Source organism: Streptomyces sp. NPDC012827 (assembly GCF_042900905.1).
Lineage (GTDB): Bacteria > Actinomycetota > Actinomycetes > Streptomycetales > Streptomycetaceae > Streptomyces > Streptomyces gulbargensis.
The window spans coordinates 123,837-140,257 of record NZ_JBIBBY010000003.1; the positions used below are offsets into that span (position 1 = coordinate 123,837).

Consider the following 16,421-nt stretch of genomic DNA (forward strand, 5'->3'; position numbering starts at 1 on the left):
GCCCTTTTCCCGCGGCTCATATTGGAACGTACGGTCAAGTAAAAGAACCGACCCTCGGAGGGTTTTCCATGTCCGATCGCTTCACCGACCGCGTCGTCCTCGTCACCGGGGCCGGTTCGGGCCTGGGGCGCGAGATCGCGCTCTCCTTCGCCGCCGAGGGCGCGAAGGTCGTCGCCGCCGGCCGCACCGCCGCCGCCCTGGACGAGACGGTCGCCATGATCGGTGACGCCGGGGGCACCGCCGCCGCCGTCACCGCCGACGTGTCCTCCGCCGCCTCCACGCGGGAGCTGGTCCGGCGCACGGTGGAGCTGTACGGCGGGCTCGACGTGGCCGTGAACAACGCGGGCGTCTTCCTCGGCGGCCACAGCGCCGCCGACTTCCCCCTGGAGGACTGGCAGACCCTGCTCGACGTCAACGTGACGGGTGTCCTGCACGCCCTCCAGGCCGAGGTCGCCCACATGCGGGCGCACGGCGGCGGCGCGATCGTGAACATCTCCTCCAACCTGGGCGCGCACGTCCGCGTGCCGGGCGTCTTCGGCTACCAGGTCTCCAAGGCGGCGGTCTCGGCCCTCACCCGGGCCGCGGCCCTGGACCACATCGGCGACGGCGTACGGATCAACGCGGTCAGCCCGGGGGCCGCGGAGTCGGCCATGTCCCTGCTGCCCGGCGAGACCGAGGCCGAGCGGGAGGTCCGGATGAAGGGCGAGTCACCGCTCGGCCGGATCACCTCCGCCGCCGAGGTGGCGGCGGCGGTCCTCTACCTCGCCTCGGACGCGGCCGGGGCGGTCGTCGGCGCGGACCTGGTGATCGACGGCGGCGTCGCTGCCTGATCCGGGCGGGAGCGCCGGGTCCCGGTCCGGCCCCGAGGGCCCGGCCGGGGCCCGCCCCTGGGGCCTCAGCCCTGGGCGGCGGCCGGGTCCATCCAGAAGACCTCCCAGTGGTGGCCGTCCGGGTCGGCGAAGGAGCGGCCGTACATGAAGCCCATGTCCATCGGCTCCTTCGCCGGGCTGCCGCCGGCCGCGAGGGCGGCGTCGGCGAGTGCGTCGGCCTTCTCCCGGCTCTCGGCGCTCAGCGTGATCAGCACCTCGGTGGCCTTCGTGGCGTCGGCGATCTCCTTGCCCGGGGCGGTGAAGCTCCTGAACTTCTCCTCCGTGAGGAGCATCGCGAAGATCGTGTCGCTGATGACGACACAGGCGGCGGTCTCGTCGGTGAACTGCGGGTTGATCGAGTAGCCGATCTTCTCGTAGAAGGCCTTGCTGGCGTCCAGGTCCTTCACCGGCAGGTTCACGAAGATCATCTGCGGGGCCATGGTGTCTCTCCTCGGTAGGGCGCCGCCCTGCTCGGTTCCGGCGCGTTCGAAGGGGTAGACGGGCGTCGCGTCCGGAACTCATCGCTCGCGGCGCGGTCCTCCGAAACTTTTTCCGGGCGGTCCGGTCCGTGGGCGCCGCGCCCCGGGCCCCCTCAGGCCGCCGGGGCCCGCAGCCGCAGCGCCGCCAGCGGGACGAAGCCCCCGTCCCCTCCCCCGGTGGGAGCGTCCGGCCCGGCGAGCCGCCGCAGCATGGCGCGGGCGATCCGCTCGCCCTGCGCCTTGGCGCGCTCGGCCCGGGGCCCGCGGTGGAGGCCGTCGACGGTGGCGTGCCAGAGCTGGACCCAGCGCCCGAAGTGGGCGGCGGTGAGGGGCCGGGCCGCGTGCAGGCCGGCGTGCGGGGCGAAGGCGTCCCGCCCGTAGCCGGCCGTACGGAACAGCGCCCGCTCCCAGAAGTCGGTGATCCGGGGCAGGTGGGCGTCCAGATCGGTGCCGGCGACCTCGGTGAAGTACGGACCGATGAGCGGGTCCGCGACGGCCTCGGTGTAGAAGCGGCGCAGCAGGACGGCGAGGTCGTCACGGCCGCCGATGTCCCTGGGGTTCCGGGTGGCAGGCATGCCTCCAGTGTCCCGCACGGCGGAGGCGCTCCCCCGGCGCCGTACCCGTGGGGAGGAATGGCCGGAAGGCGACGGCCGCGGGCCTCGGGCGGTCCCCGTCCCCGTCCCGCCGCTTCCCCTTCACCACTTGTTGATGCACAGTCAACTCCGTACTCCTAGGTTCCGGAAGCGCGTGACCCCGCCGCGGACCGTGCGGCGGCTGATCATCACACCCATGGAGTGAGACGTGGAGCGACGCAGTTTCCTGCGCGGAGCGGTCATCGGCACGTCGGCGGCCGCCTTCGGCGGCACCCTGATGCGCGGGGCGGCCTACGCGGCCCCCGCCCAGCCCGGGGCCGGCCCGTACGGCCCGCTCGGCGCCGCCGACGCCAACGGCATCCAGCTGCCCAGCGGCTTCACCAGCCGGGTCGTCGCCCGGTCCGGCCAGCGGGTCGGCAGCACCTCGTACGTCTGGCACAACGCTCCCGACGGCGGTGCCTGCTACGCCGACGGCACCGGCTGGATCTACGTCTCCAACTCGGAGATCTCCAGCACGGGCGGGGCGAGCGCGATCAGGTTCGACTCCTCGGGCTCCATCACCTCGGCCTACCGCATCCTCTCCAACACCAACCGCAACTGCGCCGGCGGCAAGACGCCGTGGAACACCTGGCTGTCCTGCGAGGAGGTCGACACCGGCTACGTGTACGAGACGGACCCGTGGGGCGTGAACCCGGCCGTCCGCCGGGCCGCCATGGGCCGCTTCAACCACGAGGCGGCGGCCGCCGACCCGGTCCGCCGGGCGGTCTACCTCACCGAGGACAAGTCCGACGGCTGCTTCTACCGCTTCGTGCCCTCCACCTGGGGCAACCTCTCCGCCGGCACCCTCCAGGTCCTGGTGGCCGGCACGGCCACCTCCGGCTCGTTCACCTGGCAGAACGTCCCGGACCCGGACGGCTCCCCCACCGCCACCCGCTACCAGGTCTCGTCGGCGAAGAAGTTCAACGGCGGCGAGGGCTGTCACTACGCCAACGACACCGTGTGGTTCACCACCAAGGGTGACAACCGCCTCTGGCAGCTGAACCTCGCCACGAACACCTACGAGCTGGCCTACGACGACTCGCTCGTGCCCAGCGGCGCCGCCCCGCTCACCGGCGTCGACAACGTCACCGGCGCCTCCTCCGGTGACCTGTTCGTCGCCGAGGACGGCGGCAACATGGAGATCTGCGTCATCACCCCCGACGACGTGGTGGCCCCCTTCCTGCGGATCAACGGCCAGTCCTCCTCCGAGATCTGCGGCCCGGCCTTCTCCCCCGACGGCCGGCGGCTGTACTTCTCCAGCCAGCGCGGCACCTCGGGCAGCTCCTCGGGCGGCATCACCTACGAGGTGACCGGCCCGTTCCGCGCGTAACGCTCCGGTTCGGCCTGCCGCTGGGCGCCTCCGAGGAGGGCCGCGCCCAGCGGCGTCAGCGTGTGCAGCACCGCGTTGCCGTGGCGGAGGGTCGCGATGAGCCCGGCCTCGCGCAGCACGCCCGCGTGCTGGCTCGCCGAGGCGAGCGAGACCCCGGCCCGCCGGGCCAGCTCGCTCGTCGTCCCGCCGTCCCCGATGGCGTGCAGGACGGCGGAGCGGGTCTGGCCCACCAGCTTCGCGAGCGAGGAGCCGCCGGGCGCCCGGACGGTGGGCGCCTCGCCGTGCGTGACGGGGTAGACGAGGACCGGCGGCAGCGCGGGGTCGCGCAGCATCACGGGCGTCCCCCGGCAGAAGTACGAGGGCTGGAGCAGCAGCCCCCGGCCGCCGAGGTGGACGTCCCGGTCGACCGGGTAGTCGGCCTCCAGGACGGGCGCGTGCCAGCGCAGCATCGGCGGCAGTGAGGCGAGCAGCTCCTCCGCGCCGCCGTCGAGGAGAGCCCGGCCGCGCCGCGCCCGGTCGGCCTCCACACGGGCGCGGATGTGCGGCCAGTACGGCTCCACGGCCGCCCGGTGGTAGGACCGCAGCGCCCCGACGAGCCGGTCGAAGGGCTCCGCGCCGCCGTCGGCGAGGGCACGGAGCGAGTGCGGCACGGTCCGGCCGCCGCTGCGGTCGGCGGCGAGCAGCGAGAGTTCACCGCGCAGCCGGCCGAGGTCCGTCGCGCGGATCGCCTGGAGGCCCTCGTCGAGCCCGTGCACCGCTTCGGCGGGCGTCAGGAAGTCGGGAAAATAGCCCCGGCTGGGCACCAGGGCGGCGAGCAGCCGGGTCTCCCCGCCGAGCCGCATCCGCGTTTCGGAGCGCCATTCCCCGTAGACGACGGGGCCCCGCCGGTCCCTTAAACGGTGAAAGCTCAGAATCGTTTCCCACAGAACGTCGGGGCGGGCGGCCATCCGGACCGCCGCCAGATCGTCGCCGGTGAAATGAATCCGCAGCATCAAGCCCCCACCTGTGCACTCGCAACCACCCCCGCCGACGAGTATGCACACCATCACAGGTTGTTACCAGGGTGTTTCAGCCACAGTTGAAAAGCATCGCGGCGAACGGGGGTGAACCGAAAAGCTGTGCGGTGTCGGGCAGGAAACCTTCAGGACCGAGGTGACGTGGTGAAGACCGTGGGGGGCTTTGCCCGTCCGGCGGCGGTCGGCGAGGGTTGCGGCTCACCTGCCCGACATGGGTAAAGGGCGCGGCCACCGGGTGGGGATCCGGAGGCCGCGCCCGACCCGTTCTTTGCCGAAGAAACGGGAAAGTTCAAAGCCCAATAATTCAATGGGCCCCAATTGAACGTGAACTCACTTCCGACCAAAATCGACCCAAAATCAAAACGACGGGACGGACACCTCCGCACAAAGGTGTCCGTCCCGTCTCTCTTGGTTCCGGGGCCGCCGCCCGTCGGTGAGGGTCGTGAGAGACCGGCGGCGGCCCCGGTGGTTCCCGGGAAGCCGCTGCTGAACGGCCGTTCAGCAGCGGTCGGGCGGCCGGGTCAGCGGCTGTCGCTGCCCTTCGACCCGGCGGCGGCACGGCCCGCCTCCAGGCGCGCCACCGGGATCCGGAACGGCGAGCAGGAGACGTAGTCGAGGCCGACCTCGTGGAAGAAGTGCACCGACTCCGGGTCACCGCCGTGCTCGCCGCAGACACCGAGCTTGATGTCGGGGCGGGTGGCACGGCCGGCCTCGACGGCGCTGCGCACGAGGGAGCCGACGCCGTCCTTGTCGATGGTCTCGAAGGGGCTGACGCCGAAGATGCCCTTCTCCAGGTAGGCGGTGAAGAACGAGGCCTCCACGTCGTCGCGGGAGAAGCCCCACACCGTCTGGGTCAGGTCGTTGGTGCCGAAGGAGAAGAACTCCGCGGCCTCGGCGATCTGCCCGGCGGTCACGGCGGCGCGCGGCAGCTCGATCATGGTGCCGAGCGCCAGCTTGAGCTCCACGCCGGTGCGGGCCTGGACCTCGGCGATGACCTGCTCGGCCTCCTCGCGGACGATCTCCAGCTCCTGGACGGTGCCGACGAGCGGGATCATGATCTCGGCGCGCGGGTCGCCCTTGGCGTCGATACGCTGGGCCGCGGCCTCCGCGATGGCCCGCACCTGCATGGTGAACAGGCCGGGGATGACGAGGCCCAGGCGGACACCACGCAGACCCAGCATCGGGTTCTGCTCGTGCAGCCGGTGGACGGCCTGGAGCAGGCGCAGGTCGTTCTCGTTGGGGTCCTTGCGGGCCTCGGCGAGGGCGACGCGCACCGACAGCTCGGTGATGTCGGGCAGGAACTCGTGCAGCGGCGGGTCGAGCAGGCGGACGGTGACGGGCAGCCCGTCCATCGCCTCGAACAGCTCGATGAAGTCCTGCTTCTGGAGCGGCAGCAGCTCGGCGAGGGCGGCCTCGCGCTCGTCCTCGGTGTCGGCGAGGATCAGGCGCTCGACCATCTCGCGGCGCTCGCCGAGGAACATGTGCTCGGTGCGGCACAGGCCGATGCCCTGGGCGCCGAAGCGGCGGGCGCGCAGTGCGTCCTCGGCGTTGTCGGCGTTGGCGCGGACGCGCAGGCGGCGGACGCGGTCGGCGTAGGCCATGATCCGGTGGACGGCCTGCACCAGCTCGTCGGCGTCGTCGGCGCCGGCGTGCATGCGGCCCTCGAAGTACTCCACGACCGGGGACGGTACGACGGGTACCTCACCGAGGTAGACCTTGCCGGTGGAGCCGTCGATGGAGACGACGTCGCCCTCCTCGACGACCACGCCGGAGGCGGTGGTCATCCGGCGGCGCTTGGTGTCGACCTCCAGCTCCTCGGCGCCGCAGACACAGGTCTTGCCCATGCCGCGGGCGACGACGGCGGCGTGCGAGGTCTTGCCGCCGCGCGAGGTCAGGATGCCCTCGGCGGCGATCATGCCGTCCAGGTCGTCCGGGTTGGTCTCGCGGCGGATCAGGATGACCTTCTCGCCCGAGCGGGACCACTTCACGGCGGTGTACGAGTCGAAGACGGCCTTGCCGACGGCCGCGCCCGGGGAGGCGGCGATACCGCGGCCGATCTGCTCGACCTTCGCGTCCTCGTCGAACTTGGGGAACATCAGCTGGGCGAGCTGCGCGCCGGTGACGCGCTGGAGCGCCTCGGCCTCGTCGATCAGGCCCTGGTCCACGAGCTGGGTCGCGATGCGGAAGGCGGCACCGGCGGTGCGCTTGCCGACGCGGGTCTGGAGCATCCAGAGCTGGCCGCGCTCGATGGTGAACTCGATGTCGCAGAGATCCTTGTAGTGGGTCTCCAGGGTCTCCATGATCGACATCAGCTGGTCGTACGACTTCTTGTCGATCGACTCCAGCTCGGCGAGCGGGACCGTGTTGCGGATGCCGGCGACGACGTCCTCGCCCTGCGCGTTCTGGAGGTAGTCGCCGTAGACGCCCTGGTGGCCGGAGGCGGGGTCGCGGGTGAAGGCGACGCCGGTGCCGGAGTCCGGGCCCAGGTTGCCGAAGACCATGGAGCAGACGTTGACGGCGGTGCCGAGGTCGTGCGGGATGCGCTCCTGGCGGCGGTACAGCTTGGCGCGGTCGCCGTTCCAGGAGTCGAAGACGGCCTTGATGGCCAGGTCCATCTGCTCGCGCGGGTCCTGCGGGAAGTCGCGGCCGGTCGCGGTCCTGACGATCTTCTTGAACTGCTTGACGAGCTTCTTCAGGTCCGCCGCGTCCAGGTCGGTGTCGCTGGCGACCTTCTTGGCGGCCTTGGCCTCGTCGAGCGCGTCCTCGAACAGCTCACCGTCGACGTCCAGGACGGTCTTGCCGAACATCTGGATGAGGCGGCGGTACGAGTCCCAGGCGAAGCGCTCGTTGTCGGCCTGCTTCGCGAGGCCGACGACGGACTCGTCCGAGAGGCCGATGTTGAGGACCGTGTCCATCATGCCCGGCATCGAGAACTTGGCGCCCGAGCGGACGGAGACGAGCAGCGGGTCGTCGGCCTGGCCGAGCTTCTTGCCCATCTTCTGCTCGAGCGCGTCGAGGTGCGCGCTGACCTCGTCGCGCAGTGCCGCCGGCTCCGAGCCGCTCTCGAGGTAGACCTTGCACGCCTCGGTGGTGATCGTGAAGCCGGGAGGAACCGGAAGACCCAGGTTGGTCATCTCGGCCAGGTTCGCGCCCTTGCCACCGAGCAGGTCCTTCAGGTCCCTGTTGCCCTCGGTGAAGTCGTACACGAACTTCTGATCATTGTTTTCCGACACGGGTCTCGACTCCTCGACGACTCGGTTGGCTGCCCTGACGGCGAGGAACATACCCAGATCGAAGGCTTCTGGGGAGGTACGCCTGCCGGTCACACAGTCGTAACCACCCGTCCGCCCCCACTTCGAAAGTAACCAGGCGGTAGCTTGCGCTTTCACACCCCGAAGGCCGCTTGACCCAATCCAGCAGATTCACGCTCGAATGAGCGCCCTGTCGACCATTTGCGTTCAAGACTTGAATGCAAAAAGGGTGGCACTCAGTGCCACCCTTCAGGCAGTGCAGTCGCCTCCGACCCGCTCATCTGAGCACACCCCGCCTCAAGGGTGGTGAGGATCACTCCCCGAACGGGCCCGGATCTCAGCCGCCGGACGTATCCAGCTCGGCGTCCTCGCTCACTCCCGCGCAGTCGTACGGGTCCTTCAACCAGCCGTCCGGCAGCACGACACGGTTGTTCCCGGACGTACGGCCCCGGGGGCCGTCCGCCCCCACCGGCCACGTCTGGTCCAGGTCGAGCTCGCTCAACTGAGCGCGCAGTTCCTCCAGGGAGGAGGTGACGGCAAGCTTCTTGCGCATCTCCGACCCGACCGCGAAGCCCTTCAGGTACCAGGCGACGTGCTTGCGGAAGTCGATGACACCGCGCGCCTCGTCGCCCAGCCACTCGCCGAGCAGCCGCGCGTGCCGCACCATCACGTCGGCGACCTCCCGCAGCCCGGGCCGCGCGGAGGCGCCGGTGCCCTCGAAGCCCGCCACCAGGTCGGCGAACAGCCACGGGCGGCCCAGGCAGCCGCGCCCGACGACCACGCCGTCGCAGCCGGTCTCGCGCATCATCCGCAGGGCGTCGTCGGCCGACCAGATGTCACCGTTGCCGAGCACCGGGATCTCCGGCACGTGCTCCTTCAGCCGCGCGATGGCGTCCCAGTCGGCCGTGCCGCCGTAGTGCTGCGCGGCCGTCCGCCCGTGCAGGGCGATGGCCGTGACGCCCTCCTCGACCGCGATCCGGCCCGCGTCGAGGTAGGTGATGTGGTCGTCGTCGATGCCCTTGCGCATCTTCATCGTCACCGGCAGGTCACCGGCGTTCGACACGGCCTCGTGCAGGATCGCCCGCAGCAGGGGCCGCTTGTACGGCAGGGCGGAGCCGCCGCCCTTGCGGGTCACCTTCGGCACCGGGCAGCCGAAGTTCAGGTCGATGTGGTCGGCGAGGTCCTCGTCGACGATCATCCGCACGGCCTTGCCGACGGTCACCGGGTCCACGCCGTAGAGCTGGATCGAGCGCGGCTTCTCGGTCTCGTCGAACCGGATGAGCTGCATCGTCTTCTCGTTGCGCTCCACCAGCGCCCGCGTCGTGATCATCTCGCTCACGAACAGGCCCTTGCCACCGGAGAACTCACGGCAGAGGGTGCGGAAGGGGGCGTTGGTGATGCCGGCCATCGGGGCGAGCACCACCGGCGGCTGCACGATGTGCGGCCCGATGGAGAGGGGGGAGAACGCGGTCATTGGCCCATTGTCCCGCACCGCCGGAATCCGCGGACGGGGCCACCAGGGAGAGGAGCCGCTCGACCCCGGCCCGGGTCTCCTCGTCCAGCGGGACGTACGTCACGAGGCTCGGGCCGCCGCCCGGACCCAGCCACAGGTTGGTGTGCTCGAAGCGGAGCAGGCCCACGTGGGCGTTGCGGATCAGTTTGGTCCGGCCCCCGGGGGCGACCACGTCGTGGCGGGCCCAGATCTCCCGGAACTCCGGCGACGCCTCCTCCAGGCGCTGGACCAGCCGTTTCCACGCCGGATCGGCCAGGTGCTCGGCCCGCGCGGCCCGCAGTTTGCCGGTGAGGAGCGGCAGCAGCTCCGACAGGTCGGTCACGGCCGAGCGGAACGCCTCGTCGGTGAAGGCGAGCCAGAGGGAGTTGCGGTCCTCGCGGGGCAGGACGTCCAGGTCGCGGAAGAGGTGCCCGAAGGTGCGGTTGTAGGCGAGGAAGTCGAAACGGGCGTTCTGCACGGCGGCCGGTACGGGCTCCAGCTGGCCGAGGATCGCGCGCAGGGCGGGCGTGACGGCCGCGTCGGGTGCCTCGGGGTGCGGGTCGGCCCGACCGGCCAGGGCGAAGAGGTGGGCGCGCTCGGTCGGATCGAGCAGCAGGGCCCCGGCGAGGGCGCCCGGGACCTGCGGCGAGACCTGGATGTCCCGGGCCTGTTCGAGCCAGGTGTACCAGGTGACGCCGACGGCGGAGAGCTGCGCGACCTCCTCGCGGCGCAGACCGGGCGTCCGGCGCCGGCGGCCGCGCGGCAGCCCGACCTGCTCGGGGCTGATGCGCTCCCGCCGGCTCCGCAGGAAGGCGGCCAGCTCGTAGCGCCGCACCTCGGGCTCGGAGGGCCGCCGTCCCGCGGGCCCGGGCGACGGGGGCACGGGCGCCGGCCCGGCCGCGAGGGGTCCGGACGCCGGAGGGACGGGCCCGTGCCCCGGCGTCACCGGTACCGGCGCGGGCTGCGGTGCGGGCTCGGGCGCGGGGCCCGCCGTGAGGGTCATGAGTCCAGCCTGCCCGGGCCGTCCGCCCGGTGCCAGGTAGCCGTTGTACCAGGATGAGAAGACTCTGGTACCAGGCTGGGCGGAGGCCGATCGTCGGAGCGTGACCACGATCTCCTCCGCCGACCGCACGGCCGCCGCTTCCGGCGGCGGCCCCGCCTCGCCGGGGCTCGGCGCCCTCGGCCTCTGCACCGTCCTCCTCGGCGCCGCCCTGCCGCTGGTCGACTTCTTCATCGTCAACGTCGCCCTGCCGTCCCTCGGCAGGGACCTGGGCGCCGGGGAGGCGCTCCTCGAACTCGTCGTCGCCGCGTACGGCCTGTCGTACGCCGTGCTGCTGGTCCTCGGCGGGCGGCTCGGGGACCTCTTCGGCCGCCGGCGCCTCTTCCTCACCGGGCTCGTCGCCTTCGGCCTCACCTCGCTCGCCTGCGGGCTCGCCCCGGGGCCCTGGACGCTGGTGGGCGCCCGGCTGGCACAGGGTGCCGCGGCGGCGATGCTGCTGCCGCAGGTGCTGGCGACCCTTCACTCCTCGACGTCGGGCGCGCGCCGGGCCAGGGCGCTCGGCCTGTACGGGGCGACCACCGGGCTCTCCTTCGTCACCGGCCAGATCCTCGGCGGCCTGCTGGTCGCCGCCGACCTGTGGGGCACCGGCTGGCGGGCGGTGTTCCTGGTGAACGTGCCGGTGGTGCTGCTGCTCCTGCCGCTCGCCGCCCGCGCCGTACCCGAGACCCGCTCGGACCGGCCCGCTCCCGTGGACGTGGCCGGGACCCTGCTCCTCGCCCTGGCCCTGACCGCGCTGCTCGCCCCGCTGACGGAGGGCAGGGCCGCCGGGTGGCCGCTGTGGACCTGGCTCGCGCTCGCCGTCTTCCCCTGCGCGGCGGTCGCGTTCTGGCGGGTGGAACTGCGCTCGGAGCGCCGGGGCGGCACCCCGCTGGTCCCGCCGAGCCTGCTGCGCCTGATTCCGCTGCGGCGCGGTCTGGTGCTCGTGCTGCCGCTGTCGGGCGGCTTCGGCGGTTTCATGCTGGTGATCGCGGTGGCCCTCCAGGAGGGCGCGGGGGTCGGCGCGGTGGCGGCCGGGACGGCCCTGGCCCCGATGGCGCTCGCCTTCTTCGCGGCCTCGCTCGCGGGACCGCGGCTGGTGGCGCGCTGGGGAAGCCGGGTGATCCCGGCGGGCGCCCTGGTCCAGGCGGCCGGTCTCGGCCTGCTGGCCTGGACGGCCTGGCGGTCCTGGCCGGATCTCTCGGTGGCCGCCCTCCTGCCGGGGATGGCCGTCGCGGGCATCGGGCAGGGGCTCCAGCTCCCGGTGCTGTTCCGGGTGGTGCTCGCGGAGGTCCCGCCGGAGCGGGCGGGCGTGGGCAGCGGAGTCATGGTGACGACCCAGCAGGCCGCCCTCGCCCTGGGCGTGGCCACGCTCGGCACCCTGTTCCTGTCGCTCGCGGACACCGGCTCCATGGGCACGGCCCTCGCGGTGGTGCTCCTGGTCCAGCTCGCGGTGGCCCTGCTGACGGCCCTGGCGGCCCTGCGCCTGCCGAGGACGGTGGGCTGAGCCGACGGACCGGCACGACGTGGGCCGGGCCGTACGACACCGAAGGGCCCGGGTCACGTGGTGACCCGGGCCCTCCGTCCGTTCTCCGCCGGCCGCGCCGGTGTCTACTCGGCCGGCTCGGCCGGCGTCTCCTGCCCGTCCGGCGTCTCCTGGCGGGCGCGCTCGCGCATCTTCCTCAACAGCTCCTGCTTCTGGTCCTCGGCCCGGCGGCGGTCGGCCGCGCGGCCCTGTCCTGCTCCCTGCTGTTCGGCGCGGGACAGCTTCTTGCGCTGTCCGCCGACGCCGAGGAGGTTGTTCTTGCTCTTGGCCATGGGCTCCCCTTGGGTGAGGTGTGCGGTGGTCGGTGGATCGGCCTGCGCGCCGCTCTCACTCGTAGATCGGGAGGTGAGCAAACATGCCGTGAACGCTACCGGCGGGGCCGGGTGGAGGCACCCGGTTTTTCCGGCGCTCGCGGACCACGCACGTACGGGAAAAGCCCCCGGTTCCGTGCTCCGGAACCGGGGGCTTGTGCCGACGCGATCAGGTGCTTCAGCAGCCGAGCAGGCGGCTGCCCAGGTAGCCCTGGATCTGGTCGAGGGAGACGCGCTCCTGCTTCATGGTGTCGCGCTCGCGCACGGTCACCGCGTTGTCGTCCAGGGTGTCGAAGTCGACGGTGACGCAGAACGGCGTGCCGATCTCGTCCTGGCGGCGGTAGCGGCGGCCGATGGCGCCCGCGTCGTCGAAGTCGATGTTCCAGTTCTGGCGCAGGTCCGCCGCCAGGCCCTTGGCCTTCGGGGAGAGCTGCGGGTTGCGGGAGAGCGGCAGGACCGCGACCTTGACCGGGGCCAGGCGCGGGTCGAGGCGCAGCACGGTGCGCTTCTCCATGACGCCCTTGGCGTTGGGGGCCTCGTCCTCGTTGTACGCGTCGAGCAGGAAGGCGAGCATGGTGCGGCCGACACCGGCCGCGGGCTCGATGACGTACGGGGTCCAGCGCTCGCCGGCCTCCTGGTCGAAGAACGACAGGTCGGTGCCGGAGGCCTTGGAGTGGGCGCCCAGGTCGTAGTCGGTGCGGTTGGCGACGCCCTCGAGCTCGCCCCACTCGCTGCCGCCGAACTGGAAGCGGTACTCGATGTCGGCGGTGCGCTTGGAGTAGTGGGAGAGCTTCTCCTGCGGGTGCTCGAACCAGCGCATGTTCTCCTCACGGAGACCCAGGCCGGTGTACCAGTTCCAGCGCTGCTCCATCCAGTACTCGTGCCACTGCTCGTCCTCGCCCGGCTTGACGAAGAACTCCATCTCCATCTGCTCGAACTCGCGGGTGCGGAAGATGAAGTTGCCCGGAGTGATCTCGTTCCGGAAGGACTTGCCCATCTGCGCGATGCCGAACGGCGGCTTCTTGCGCGAGGTCTGCTGCACCTGGCCGAAGTTGGTGAAGATGCCCTGCGCGGTCTCGGGACGCAGGTACGCGACGGAGCCGCTGTCCTGGGTCGGGCCGAGGTGCGTGGAGAGCAGGCCGGAGAACTGCTTGGGCTCCGTGAAGGTGCCCTTGTTGCCACAGTTGGGGCAGTTGAGGTCGGTCAGGCCGTTCTCGGGGAGGCGGCCGTGCTTCTCCTCGTACGCCTCCTCCAGGTGGTCGGCCCGGTAGCGCTTGTGGCAGGAGGTGCACTCGGTCAGCGGGTCGGTGAAGGTGGCGACGTGACCGGAGGCCTCCCAGACCTCGGTGGCCAGGATGACCGACGAGTCGATGCCGACGACGTCCTCGCGGGCGGTGACCATGTAACGCCACCACTGGCGCTTGATGTTCTCCTTGAGTTCGACACCCAGCGGCCCGTAGTCCCAGGCGGCACGCTGGCCGCCGTAGATCTCGCTGCACGGGTAGACGAAGCCACGGCGCTTGCTCAGGCTGACGATGGTGTCGATCTTGTCGGCGGCCACGGTGCTCTCTTCATTACGACGACGAAGTGCGAATGCCTCAGGTTACCGGCGCCCGCACCCCCCGTATCAAATCGGTTCGGTCGCGGGACGATCACGGGGCCGCGTGGCCGGGGCCACACATACGACAATTGACAATCGTTTCCATATTTGTTGAAAATGAGTGTCATGAACGTACGCCGTCTGATACCCCCCACCGCCCTCGCCGGAGCCGTCGCGCTCGGCCTCGTCTCGCTCTCCGCCTGCGCCGGTTCCTCGGACGCGGCAGGCGGTGACAGCGGCAGCGGCGGCGGCAAGCTGGACGTCGTGGCGTCGTTCTACCCCGTGCAGTTCCTGGCGGAGCGGATAGGCGGCGACCACGTGGCCGTCGAGACGCTCACCAAGCCCGGCGTCGAGCCCCACGACCTGGAGCTCAAGCCGCGCCAGGTCGGCGCGCTCGGCGACGCCGACGTGATCCTCTACCTCAAGGGCATCCAGCCCGCCGTCGACAAGGCGATCGCCCAGGCCCGCGTCGAGAACACGATCGACGCCGCCACCCTCACCGAGCTCGAGGAGCACGGCACCGGGGTCGACGGCGCCCACGAGGGCGAGTCCCCCGAGGAGCACGCGGCCCACGCCGAAGAGGGTCACGCCGAGGAGGGCCACGAGGGCCACGACCACGGTTCCGAGGCCGGCGCCGACCCGCACATCTGGCTCGACCCCGTGAAGTACGCCGAGGTCGCCAAGGGCGTCGGGGCCGCCTTCGAGAAGGCCGACCCGGCCCACGCCGCCGACTACAAGAAGAACACCGCCGACCTGGTGAAGAAGCTCGAAGGCCTGGACACCGAGTTCGAGACCGGCCTGAAGAACACCACCACGCGGACGTTCATCACCACCCACTCCGCCTTCGGCTACCTCGCCGAGCGCTACGGCCTCGACCAGGAGGGCATCTCCGGCATCGACCCCGAGTCCGAGCCGAGCCCCGCCCGGATGAAGGAGCTCCAGCAGGTCGCGGCCCGCGAGAAGGTCACCACCGTCTTCTTCGAGACCCTCGCCAGCGACAGGACCGCCAAGACCCTCGCGGGCGACACCGGCCTGAAGACCGACGTCCTCGACCCCCTGGAGGGAATCACCGACCGGTCCCGGGGCGATGACTACTTCGAGGTCATGCGGTCCAACCTCACCGCGCTGAAGAAGGCCCTCGGCGCCAAGTGACACCCACGCACGTATCGGAGGCACGAGCCATGGCCCTGGAACCCGTCATTTCCGTCCGCGGGGCCACGGCGGCCCTCGGCGGCCGGCCCGTCCTCCGCGGCGTCGACCTCACCGTCCACCGCGGTGAGGTCGTGGCCCTGCTCGGCGCCAACGGCTCCGGCAAGTCCACCGCCGTCCGCTCGGTCATCGGCCAGGTCCCGCTGACCGGCGGCACCATCGAACTCTTCGGCACCGAGCGGAGGCGTTTTCGCGACTGGGCGCGGATCGGCTACGTGCCGCAGCGCACCACCGCCGCAGGCGGCGTCCCCGCCACCGTCCGCGAGGTCGTCTCCTCCGGGCGGCTGGCCCGCCGCCGCTTCGGCCGCTTCTCCCGCGCGGACAAGGCGGCCGCCGCCCGCGCCCTCGACCTCGTCGGCCTGGCCGACCGGGCGGGCGACTCGGTGAGCGCCCTCTCCGGCGGCCAGCACCAGCGGGTCCTGATCGCCCGCGCCCTCGCCTCCGAACCCGAACTCCTGATCATGGACGAGCCCATGGCGGGCGTGGACCTCGCCAGCCAGGAGGTGCTGGCCTCGACCCTGCGCGAGCAGGTCGGCGGCGGCACCTCGGTCCTCCTCGTCCTGCACGAGCTGGGTCCGCTGGAGCCGCTGATCGACCGGGCCGTCGTGCTGCGCGACGGCTGTGTCGTCCACGACGGCCCGCCGCCCGAGGCCGTCGGGCAGCACGCCCTGCCCGGCCACGACCACGTCCATCCGCACGCGGCCGGCGAGCCGCTCCGTACGGGTCTGCTGACCTGAGGAAGCTGGCCTGATCATGGAATTCCTCCACGACGCCTTCATGCAGCGCGCGCTGCTCGCCGCCGTCCTGGTCGGCATCACGGCCCCGGCCGTCGGCATCTATCTGGTCCAGCGCCGCCAGGCCCTCATGGGCGACGGCATCGGCCACGTCGCCATGACCGGTGTCGGCCTCGGCTTCCTGCTGAACTCCAGCCCGGTCTGGATGGCCACCCTGGTCGCCGTCGCCGGCTCCGTCGCCATGGAGCTGATCCGGGCGTACGGCAAGACCCGCGGCGACCTCGCCCTGGCCCTGCTGTTCTACGGCGGCATGGCCGGCGGTGTGCTGCTCATCAACCTCTCGCCGACCGGCTCCAACGCCAACCTCAGCTCGTACCTCTTCGGCTCCCTCACCACGGTCTCGCCCGAGGACGTCACCGCGATCAGCCTGCTGGCCGCGTTCGTGGTCCTCGTCACGGTCGGGCTGCGCCGGCACCTCTTCGCGGTCAGCCAGGACGAGGAGTTCGCCCGGGTCACCGGCCTGCCGGTGCGCGCCCTGAACCTGCTGATCGCGGTCACGGCCGCGGTCACCGTCACGGTCGCCATGCGGGTCGTCGGCCTGCTCCTGGTCAGCGCGCTCATGGTGGTGCCGGTGGCCGCCGCCCAGCAGCTGACGAAGTCGTTCCGCGCGACCTTCGTCCTCGCGGTGGCGACCGGTGTCACGGTCACCCTGGCCGGCACGGTCACCTCGTACTACCAGGACGTACCCCCCGGCGCGACCATCGTCCTGTACGCGATCGGCGTCTTCGTCCTGCTGACGCTGCTCGCCGCGCCGCTGGCCCGGCGCCGCGCGCGGACGGCGGAGGCGGGCGCGGCGGACTGCGACGCCCCGGTCCCGGCCACCCGGCGTCCGTCGGACGACGTGAAGGTCTGACCT

The 16,421-nt window shown here is 71.7% G+C and carries 14 protein-coding genes; 6 read left to right on the plus strand and 8 right to left on the minus strand.

The features are described from left to right. Positions 1-68 precede the first annotated feature (68 nt). Positions 69-830, plus strand: coding sequence for an SDR family NAD(P)-dependent oxidoreductase (locus ACFY60_RS07120; RefSeq protein WP_388608511.1), 762 nt, complete (start codon positions 69-71; stop codon positions 828-830). A gap of 65 nt (positions 831-895) precedes the next feature. On the opposite strand, the gene ACFY60_RS07125 is transcribed toward ACFY60_RS07120, so the two are convergent. After that, on the minus strand, positions 896-1,309 hold the full coding sequence (locus tag ACFY60_RS07125) for a VOC family protein (protein ID WP_388608513.1): 414 nt from the start codon (positions 1,307-1,309) through the stop codon (positions 896-898). Positions 1,310-1,461: 152 nt separating this feature from the next. Further along, positions 1,462-1,923 (minus strand): group III truncated hemoglobin, encoded by a 462-nt coding sequence (locus ACFY60_RS07130; RefSeq protein ID WP_388608515.1) that lies wholly within the window; start codon positions 1,921-1,923, stop codon positions 1,462-1,464. A 226-nt stretch (positions 1,924-2,149) separates the two neighbouring features. Between ACFY60_RS07130 and ACFY60_RS07135 the strand changes: the two genes are divergently transcribed. Continuing rightward, the gene (locus ACFY60_RS07135; RefSeq protein WP_388608517.1) at positions 2,150-3,310 is read left to right on the plus strand and encodes an alkaline phosphatase PhoX; all 1,161 of its coding nucleotides are present in this window, start codon (positions 2,150-2,152) and stop codon (positions 3,308-3,310) included. On the opposite strand, the gene ACFY60_RS07140 is transcribed toward ACFY60_RS07135, so the two are convergent. From ACFY60_RS07140 to ACFY60_RS07155, 4 genes are all read right to left on the minus strand, one after another. After that, complete coding sequence (locus tag ACFY60_RS07140) at positions 3,280-4,302, minus strand: helix-turn-helix domain-containing protein (RefSeq protein WP_388608519.1); 1,023 nt, start codon at positions 4,300-4,302, stop codon at positions 3,280-3,282. The two genes, ACFY60_RS07135 and ACFY60_RS07140, sit on opposite strands and share 31 nt — an antisense overlap. A gap of 545 nt (positions 4,303-4,847) precedes the next feature. After that, positions 4,848-7,559, minus strand: coding sequence for a pyruvate, phosphate dikinase (gene ppdK, locus ACFY60_RS07145; RefSeq protein WP_388608521.1), 2,712 nt, complete (start codon positions 7,557-7,559; stop codon positions 4,848-4,850). A 355-nt stretch (positions 7,560-7,914) separates the two neighbouring features. Further along, on the minus strand, positions 7,915-9,051 hold the full coding sequence (gene dusB, locus ACFY60_RS07150; protein ID WP_388608523.1) for a tRNA dihydrouridine synthase DusB: 1,137 nt from the start codon (positions 9,049-9,051) through the stop codon (positions 7,915-7,917). Beyond that, positions 8,942-10,072 carry a helix-turn-helix transcriptional regulator gene (locus ACFY60_RS07155; RefSeq protein WP_388608525.1) on the minus strand — a complete coding sequence of 377 codons (1,131 nt, stop codon included), beginning with the start codon at positions 10,070-10,072 and terminating at the stop codon, positions 8,942-8,944. Before ACFY60_RS07155 ends, dusB begins: the two co-directional genes overlap by 110 nt. Before the next feature lie 100 nt (positions 10,073-10,172). Here ACFY60_RS07155 and ACFY60_RS07160 point away from each other — a divergent pair, with 100 nt between their 5' ends. Continuing rightward, the gene (locus tag ACFY60_RS07160) at positions 10,173-11,612 is read left to right on the plus strand and encodes an MFS transporter (protein WP_388608528.1); all 1,440 of its coding nucleotides are present in this window, start codon (positions 10,173-10,175) and stop codon (positions 11,610-11,612) included. Between the two features lie 104 nt (positions 11,613-11,716). On the opposite strand, the gene ACFY60_RS07165 is transcribed toward ACFY60_RS07160, so the two are convergent. Beyond that, positions 11,717-11,923, minus strand: coding sequence for a DUF6243 family protein (locus ACFY60_RS07165; RefSeq protein ID WP_388608530.1), 207 nt, complete (start codon positions 11,921-11,923; stop codon positions 11,717-11,719). A gap of 217 nt (positions 11,924-12,140) precedes the next feature. Continuing rightward, positions 12,141-13,523 carry a glycine--tRNA ligase gene (locus ACFY60_RS07170; protein WP_388608533.1) on the minus strand — a complete coding sequence of 461 codons (1,383 nt, stop codon included), beginning with the start codon at positions 13,521-13,523 and terminating at the stop codon, positions 12,141-12,143. Positions 13,524-13,688: 165 nt separating this feature from the next. On the opposite strand from ACFY60_RS07170, the gene ACFY60_RS07175 reads away from it, so the two are divergent. Genes ACFY60_RS07175 through ACFY60_RS07185 form a run of 3 tightly spaced genes read left to right on the plus strand, consistent with a single transcriptional unit; the run spans position 13,689 to position 16,418 of the window. Then, entirely contained in the window at positions 13,689-14,714 is a 1,026-nt protein-coding gene (locus ACFY60_RS07175) for a metal ABC transporter substrate-binding protein (RefSeq protein WP_388608535.1), read from the plus strand. 29 nt (positions 14,715-14,743) lie between these two features. Further along, positions 14,744-15,508: a metal ABC transporter ATP-binding protein gene (locus ACFY60_RS07180; protein WP_388608537.1), complete on the plus strand. Its 765-nt coding sequence runs from the start codon at positions 14,744-14,746 to the stop codon at positions 15,506-15,508. A 16-nt stretch (positions 15,509-15,524) separates the two neighbouring features. Beyond that, positions 15,525-16,418 carry a metal ABC transporter permease gene (locus ACFY60_RS07185; protein ID WP_388608539.1) on the plus strand — a complete coding sequence of 298 codons (894 nt, stop codon included), beginning with the start codon at positions 15,525-15,527 and terminating at the stop codon, positions 16,416-16,418. Positions 16,419-16,421 lie beyond the last annotated feature (3 nt).